Source organism: Bradyrhizobium sp. MI1.7 (genome assembly GCF_055811795.1).
On the sequence record NZ_JBVVPO010000141.1, the window covers coordinates 1 to 7,953 of the forward strand.

The following is a 7,953-nucleotide window of genomic DNA, read 5'->3' on the forward strand; positions in this document are numbered from 1 at the left end:
GGACGAGTTGCCCTGTCCGGATTCAGCATGGCGACGCCGGCGTGCCATTATACTCGGCGCGTCGGCTTCGTTCTTTCCAACGGAGACCTAAGTGTGGCCCTACGGAATCGCGGCGCTGTGCGTCGTGCTCTTGATCGTCGGAGCGGTCACCCTCATTTTTCTCAGCTTCGATTTTCCGGACGAGCCTAAGGCCTAAGTTTAGCAGTGAGACCGCCTACGACCCGTGTCGCAAAGGCTATAAAGCTGTTCCGCCTTGACCCCAAAACCGCCGCTCGACTCGCTGATGCTCTTGATGCTTCCTGCTAGGTCGCCGTTGCGAGCTGACGCTTAAGCTTGATTGAGCTGACCGATTTTGTCTGCTGAAACCCTCTTAGGTGAATTTGTCTCCAAACGATCGTCTAACGTAATTCCGTCGCGCAACACAACGAGCCTTGACGATTTGATGATCTCGTGAAGTAAATGAACGTTTCGAGGTCCAAATGATCTGCGAGATTGTTGTTGTCGCGCTCGCCGTCTTGGCTGTCAGGCTGCTGATCGCAAACTACCTGGTACGACGACGAGACGTTTTGCTTCGCGTCTGGCGGCGCTAAGTTTCCACCATGCCTCCGCCAAACAGACGCAGCCTGCCGAACCTGCTGGACCTCACACTCGTCAAAAACGAGCTGGTGAAAGGGCAACGGATCATCGTGAACGCAGCGGCGGGTCCCAGAATGGTCGGCCGACATGGCGTTGTTCTCGGATCTGGCGGAACGCGCCACCGCCTTCGTGTTCTGCTTGACGGATCAAAGCATGAGATAACGCTACACGCGCGGTTTGTGGATGTGCTGAACGAGAACGAGCCATCCGCTTGACCGCTACAGTCTCGCGTCCGCCGCGCGCGGTTAAATCCGACGCATCAGAGGCTCGTTCGTGATTGGTCGGCACACCGCATTTACTTACAAGGGCAAAGCAGTCGATCTCAAGCAGATTGGCCGCGAGCTGAATGTTCGTTACGTGCTCGAAGGTTCCGTGCAGCGGAGCGGGGATCGTTTTCGGGTGTGCGTGCAACTAGTCGATACCGAAACAGGCAGCCATCTGTGGGCCGACCGATTCGACAAACCACTCGCCGACCTTTTCGAAATGCAAGACGAACGTAGCCGCCGTGCTGTCGGCTACTTCCCTGTTGCCCGACTCAAAATGGCTGTCATCAGTTGAGCCGGCGTTTGATTTGAGACAAAGGCCTGCCTCCTGAGTTCTCGAAAGACCTCCGGCGGAAGAGGAACGCTGGCAATGATCAGCGTTCCCGCCGGCATCGTGTTCGCTGCGATCTGCTGCTCCAGGACATTGTCGAACTGGCGCATGCGGCCCCATTTCTCGGAGGCAGTAAGTCCCCCCGTGCGGGCCACGACACGACAATAGGCAGCAACCAGGACGTTCTGCACCTCGGTCCACGAGATGTTGGGACTGGTGATTTGCAGCCTGTTGATCGCCTCATTGATTTCGTTGGCGAGATCAATGCGGTTTTCGGAAACAAATAGCCCCCCACCAGAAGTGTCGCCGATGAGATCGGGAACGGAAGCGGCTCCGATCTCAGGACATTCCAGATTCTCGGCGCCAAAGCTTTCTTGCGTTGGCCAACAGAGCAATACCAAGAGCACAAACAAGGATGTCACGCGTCGAAAGCCGCGCCCCGAGACCGCGACCAGCGAAGGAGTAACGTCCTCGATGCGAAGTCGATCCGATCTGGCTGACATGGGCATGGCCTCTCATATCTGTCGATGCCGTAACAGTGACACTCGTTTTTAGTCTCGCCGTCCAGTTCGCAAACGCTTGATTCCAGGAAGACGGAGCGGGCACGGTCGCCTTGACGCCGGCTAGCATTTCGTACGCCCTGTTGCGCGCAGTAGGTTCACCACACCCTTTTGCTCTCAGTTGCTGGACGGTGGCAGCTGGTTCGGTTCTTCATGGTCGCGAGCAATTTTCCTTACTTCGCCACCCAAACGCATGGGTTAGACCGCCTCTGGAAGCGACTGCACCGGAAGCGCATTCATCGTTCACTTGTCGTGAGCGGGCGCCCCCGTAGAGGCGCCCGCGTGGTCGTGTTGCGCGCGGTCAGCTACTGGCTCGGGTGGTTCGGCAACTTCCTGAGCTGCTCCATGACCTGGTCGAGGTTGTAGCTGGCCGGATCCTGCATCGGCGGGAACGTCTTGTAGGTCTCGAGCTCTGCGAGCCACAGCGCCTGGCCGATGGGCAGCAGGTTCCAGTCGTATATGTAACCCGTGACTGGTCCGGCGAGCGCACCGCTGAACCAGAAAGCCGCCTTTTTCTCATCGCCCCATCCCATCTCGAATGGATCGCGCTTGAGATTTACCATGCCGGCCGCGAACATCGTCTGGACTCCCGGGTTCACGAAGCCAGTCGCGGTTTCGGGCGCGATCGCGAAATACATCTTCCAATTCTTGTAGCGCACCGCCGACGGGTGCGCGCTGGAATAGTAGAAGAAGACGTCGCGCGCGGACTTCTCGGTCTTTCCCTCCAGATAGTCGCGCTGATTGAAGCCGTCGAGCGTGGTCTTGACGATGCCCGGGTAGCTGCCGGCCTCGATTTGCGCCTTGAGGCCGTCGCCCTTGGGGCCGCCGGCGATGTCAACAAACGTGGGCAGCCAGTCGAGCGAGGCGAAGATCTCGTCCTTCACCGTGCCCGGCTTGATGACGCCCGGCCAGCGGATAACGCACGGTGCGCGCATGCCGCCTTCCCAGGTGTTCATCTTTGAGCCCTTGAACGGCGTGACGCCGCCGTCGGGGAAGGTGAAGGTCTCGGCGCCGTTGTCCGTGGTGAAGACCACGATGGTGTTGTCGAGTTGGCCCATCTCCTGCAGCTTCTGCAGCACATAGCCGATATTGTCATCCATCTGCTTCATGCCGGCTTCGTTGACGCCCCAATCCTTGCCGCCGGGCTCGCCGACCATAGCCATGTACTTCTCGTTCAGCACGGTCGTGACGTGCATGCGCGCCGGGTTGTACCAGACGAAGAACGGCTTGTTGGTCTTCTTGGGATCGTTGCGGTCGAGGAAGTCGATGACCTTGGCCGAAATTTCCTCGTCCACCCCCTTCGAACGCTCGAGGGTCAGCGGGCCCTGGTCCTGGCAGGTCTGGTTCTTCGCCGTGCCGTCGGAGGACTTGCACCAGATGACCGGACGCGGGGGCGTCAGGCAGGTCTTTGTTTTCGTTACCATCTTCGGATCCACCGCGCCCGGCACTTCCGCAAGACCCGGGATCGGCGTGTTCCTGCAGGGTGGGGCGACGGTCTGCTGGGTCGGGGTCTTGTTAATGTCCGGGAAGCTCACGCCCTGCATCGCATCCAGGTGGTATAGATAGCCCCAGAACTCGTGGAAGCCGTGGGCGGTCGGCAGCGCGTCGGTGTGGTCGCCCAGGTGGTTCTTGCCGAACTCGCCGGTGTTGTAGCCGAGGTCGCGCAGGAACCACGCGATCGTTGGGGTGCCAGGTCGCAGGTAGGTCGGGCTGCCTGGCAGCTGTGGCGGGATCATGCCCGTGCGTAGCGGGTTCATACCGGTGAAGAAGGCATTGCGCCCCGCAGTGCAACTCTGCTCGGCGTAGTAGTGCATGAACTTGGCGCCCTCTTGTCCGATGCGGTCGATGTTGGGCGTCTCGCCGACCATCAGTCCTTGATGGTAGATGCGCGGCTGCATCCATCCGATGTCGTCGCCCATGATGAAGAGGATGTTTGGTTTCTGGGCCGGCTGCTGAGCTGCTGCTGGCGTACTGGCCGGCCCAACCAGCGGCATCATCATCGTCATCATCGTCGCGCCCAGCAGGACAGTGCTTGAACGCTTTAGCCAACCAGGTGTCTTGCGTGGCGGCGTTGCAGTAAAGGGTTGTTTGTCGGGCAATACGGAACTCAACATGGTTACGCTCCCTCTTTATGATGCATCAGAGGCTCATCGCCTGATGCATCGAAAGACAAGATGGCTGGTGGACGCGTCGGCCGACTCCGCACGGCGCGCAGCCAGGCCGCTAGCGTCTGCAGTAGTTCGGCACACACAAATGCGTGCCGCCTTTGATGCCTTCTGTGAAATCTTTGCGTTGGTCGTTCGGGGGTCGTGACTTGCGAGGTACGTTCGAAGCCGCCGGCATTGGTTTTTTGGTGCAGAAAACCACCCTGCCGTTTGCTGACGGCGCAGCGCGGTCCAGGCTTTCCCAAAGCGTAATCGGAAGTAATGGCCGTTCGGTAGAGACGACCTTGATCTAAATCAATGCAACGAGGCGGACATGACAATGTGTCAGTCCTCGCGTCCACCCCTAAGGGATACGACCTAGGGGGAAAAGCGGACACGCCGACGTCGGTGAGGTCGCAATGTAGCACTAGAACGGATTCGATTTTTGCTCACCCAGGAAGCACAGAGCCGATCCTGCGGATGTAGATGCGCAACGCGACAAGATGGGGATAGCGCGAAAAACCCGAAGTTGCGGAGGTCTGCTCAGGGCCACAGGCGGACATGCCCAAACATCGCAATAAGGAGCCACAAACATTCTCAACCGATAATGAAATAGAGAACGTAGAGCGAGTAGCCGATCACAAGGAGGCCCACTACTACTGAAAGCCAGAATAGAAGTTTATCATCTTTCATTGACGATTTACCGGCGGATCAAACCTTTGGCGAGATGGCGAAGCGCAATAGAGCTGATTCCGACGAACAACGGGAGCAGACCGTCAGATCTCCCCGCTTTGGGTCGAAACAAGCCGAATAGCGGCAGGACCTTCTATGTTGACGCTAACATATTCCTGCGCGGCCGAAATGAGACCTTCCACGGCGGATTTATTGTACGAGGAATGCTTCGGATTTAGGTGCAAGCCAGTTTCTACGATCATCACTTGGGTAACCCCGGAGGGCAGAATCTCGACGGCAAGCGATACAAACGATACGTGGGGAGCTTTGAAAGACATTTGAGCTGCTTTCACTGACGTCGAACGTAGGTCGCTCCCCAGCCAAGGCCGAGTGTGGCGGCGACAAGCGAACCGAAGAGGACGCCCAGTTTCGCCGCCCTCAATAATCCTTGATCGGAGAAGGCGAGCATCGAGATGAAGATCGACATTGTAAAACCGATACCAGCCAGCAGGCCGACCAGACAGACGCCACCCCACGTAACTCCAGGAGCAAGGCGGCACCAGCCCAGTCGTACCGCGACCCAAGTCGCACCGACGACGCCAAGCGGTTTCCCAGCGACCAAGGCAAGCGCAGTGCCCATCATCACCAGGTGGCCCCCTGCGGAGAGATCAGTGCCCGTTAAGCTGACGCCGGCATTTGCCAGCGCGAAGATCGGCATGACGCCGTAAGCCACCCACGGATGCATTGCCATCTGCACCCGCGACACCGGCGGCAATATCTCGCGGTGAGCTATGCGAAGGTCTCGCAGCGGTTGCTCTAACAGGTGCGGATCCCTTGCCTTCACCGCATCGCTGCTTCGCAACTGCTTGAGCACTCGCGACACGACTTCCAGTGGCGGCTCCCGCATCGGTATGGCGCGTGCCGGAGTTATCAGCCCGAGCACGACACCTGCAAGAGTTGGATGGATGCCGGCTACCATGAACCCAATCCAAACCAAAGAACCGGGCAGTACGTAAAAGGGCGCAGAACCGATCCCGAACCGCTGACATCCCAAAGCCGCGAGAACGCCAATTGACGCGATGATGAAACCGCCAGGCTGAAGACTTGCGGTGTAGAACAGGGCAATGATCAGTACCGCAATGATGTCGTCGATGATCGCCAGAGCAAGCAAGAACACACGCACATTGACCGGGATCGTTCGTCCAAGCAGCGCGAGCACTCCGACTGCAAAGGCGATGTCTGTCGCGGTTGGCACGGCCCAGCCCTGCCCTCTAGCCGGATCGCTGTTGAGGCTCAGATAGATGAGCGCCGGCACGATGACGCCACCTGTCGCGGCAACCAGCGGCAGAATGGCTTGGTCGAGTCTGCTCAGTGCGCCTTCATGGACCTCGCGCCGAATCTCCATGCCCACGACGAGGAAGAAGACGGTCATAAGTGCGTCGTTGACCCAGAAATGCAACGACCGGGAAAACACGTATTCGCCGACACCGATTGTGAGCGGAAGGTTCCAAAAGGCGTGATAGCTATGAGCGAACGGAGAGTTGGCCCAGATAAGTGCAGCGGCCGCGGCCGCGAGGAGCACGGCACCGCTGACAGCCTCAACATGCAGGAACCTATGTAGGGTGCTGAGGGCCTGTTCCGCCAGCCGCTGGGCTTTCGGCAGATCGTCGAATGAAGAGCTATCGTTCACGGGCGCACGCTTTCCGCGTGGCGGCCCGACCATCGCTTGACCTGTCGCTGTTCAATGCAGCGAGCACCCGAACGCCGTTATACATCGCGATGGCGACAATTCAACCTCGGAGGAGTGATCGGTCACCAATGTCTGTTCTGGGTCAATCGCGTCGATTTGGTTCTCCCGAGACGACTTCCGGTCAGCCCCAGTGAGCGGACATCTTTAGTACCCCTCGCCAGGTCTCAAACGGGCCATCCGGGGAAGTGGCTATATGGCGAGAAACGCGGTGGCGTTCTAAAATGGGCAACGCGCAACAACCCAACGGGTCGCTGACATATTGGCGGAACTTCACAAGATCATCGAAGAGCTTGCATTCCCATACAGGGCGCCAGACGCCTATTGGGCGTTGCTCAATATTGGGACGCAAGCGGCTCCTGCAGTGCGCGCTGGGCTGCGGCATGACAATGCTGATGTTCGCTTGCATTGCTGCAGGTTTCTCGACCGATATCTATCGCCCGACACTCTCGCCGATCTGATGGGTATGCTGAACGATGCCGATGAGCGCGTCAGGTGCTCAGCTTTGCACACGCTAGCATGCGACCGGTGTAAGGAAGGGGCCTGCAAGCCCGAGGAAGGTGAAGTGCTTCCCAAGGCAATAAGATTGCTTGCGCGCGACCCCGATGCGCACGTCCGCGCAATGGCGATAGAAGTGGTCGGACAATTCGTTCACACCAATGCTCTTGCCGCTGCGGCAGTCTCCGCTGCACAGCAAGATGATGAAAATTCAACCGTTCGCAAGAAAGCCGGATGGTATGTGCCGGGAGGTCCGATCTACAGGCGGACCAAGCCGAGGCTTGGTACAATAGGTGCTGAACAGTCTCGCTAAGTCGGCAACGGGTCAAAATGCGAAGCACTCAGCGTGAGCAAATCCAGTCCGTTCCGACCCACTAAGCGGACCTCAAAGAGAGGTGTCGGCACTTCGCATCTCGGCCATGAGTAGACATGCGCCGAGACTGGTTAGGATCAAGAGCTTCCGTCGTTGCCACGGAAGAAATAAACCCTGGTCAAAAAATAGACCAAGCAGAGGAAGAAGCCCTCAAAAAACAGCAGCGTGGCTATGAATAAAATCGGCTCTCCGGATGGAACAATCGTTCTGGTGAAGCCCAGCTTTTCCCAGCCGATTGTCAGGCGTCCGAATAGATATGGATACAGCGCAACCGAGATCGCCCCCGCTGCAAGTCCTGCGATCGCAATCCACTTCTCCCATAGGGGCCGAGCAGCCAATCGCCTGAGATTCTCTGTTCTCATTTTCTGGCGTTCGGCATCGCTCATCAGCAAGACACGGCCGTCAAGAATACCGACGTTGGCCAGCCATCGTTTCCATCGCGACAAAGTTGCGAAGCGCTGAGCTTGGCTTTCTTCGAAGTCTGTTTCGTTCATAGCAGGCTTACGCGCGTGTTTCCTATTGGGCCCAAGGAATAGGGAAGCACTGCATTAGTAGGTACAAGCTTAAAGGGTTCTTCTCCGAAGCGCTCGAATGCCGACGTCCGCTTCGGGTCAAAGTGCGAAGAACTCGGCCTGAGCAAAACTAGTCCGCTTGTCAATCGGCCTGTAAATTTGACCCCTCATCGGCGTCCAATTTTGACCCCTTCGTGCGCCGCGGTTTGACGGTAGC

The 7,953-nt window shown here is 58.1% G+C and carries 5 protein-coding genes and 1 pseudogene; 2 read left to right on the plus strand and 4 right to left on the minus strand.

The window, feature by feature from the left end; translation table 11 throughout:
• Positions 1 to 885: 885 nt before the first annotated feature.
• Positions 886 to 1,131, plus strand: a pseudogene (locus AC0L3X_RS45930) (adenylate cyclase); the annotation flags it as partial.
• 20 nt (positions 1,132 to 1,151) lie between these two features.
• On the opposite strand, the gene AC0L3X_RS45935 reads toward AC0L3X_RS45930, so the two are convergent.
• The 3 genes from AC0L3X_RS45935 to nhaA form a co-directional block, all read right to left on the minus strand.
• A complete protein-coding gene (locus AC0L3X_RS45935; protein WP_283016707.1) occupies positions 1,152 to 1,739 on the minus strand; it encodes a hypothetical protein in 588 nt (195 codons plus the stop codon).
• A 356-nt stretch (positions 1,740 to 2,095) separates the two neighbouring features.
• On the minus strand, positions 2,096 to 3,799 hold the full coding sequence (locus AC0L3X_RS45940; protein WP_414643474.1) for an arylsulfatase: 1,704 nt from the start codon (positions 3,797 to 3,799) through the stop codon (positions 2,096 to 2,098).
• A gap of 1,156 nt (positions 3,800 to 4,955) precedes the next feature.
• Positions 4,956 to 6,296 (minus strand): Na+/H+ antiporter NhaA, encoded by a 1,341-nt coding sequence (nhaA, locus tag AC0L3X_RS45945; RefSeq protein WP_283016708.1) that lies wholly within the window; start codon positions 6,294 to 6,296, stop codon positions 4,956 to 4,958.
• Between the two features lie 388 nt (positions 6,297 to 6,684).
• Between nhaA and AC0L3X_RS45950 the strand changes: the two genes are divergently transcribed.
• Positions 6,685 to 7,164, plus strand: coding sequence for a HEAT repeat domain-containing protein (locus AC0L3X_RS45950; RefSeq protein ID WP_473317528.1), 480 nt, complete (start codon positions 6,685 to 6,687; stop codon positions 7,162 to 7,164).
• A gap of 137 nt (positions 7,165 to 7,301) precedes the next feature.
• On the opposite strand, the gene AC0L3X_RS45955 is transcribed toward AC0L3X_RS45950, so the two are convergent.
• The gene (locus AC0L3X_RS45955) at positions 7,302 to 7,718 is read right to left on the minus strand and encodes a hypothetical protein (protein WP_283016709.1); all 417 of its coding nucleotides are present in this window, start codon (positions 7,716 to 7,718) and stop codon (positions 7,302 to 7,304) included.
• Between the last annotated feature and the right edge of the window lie 235 nt (positions 7,719 to 7,953).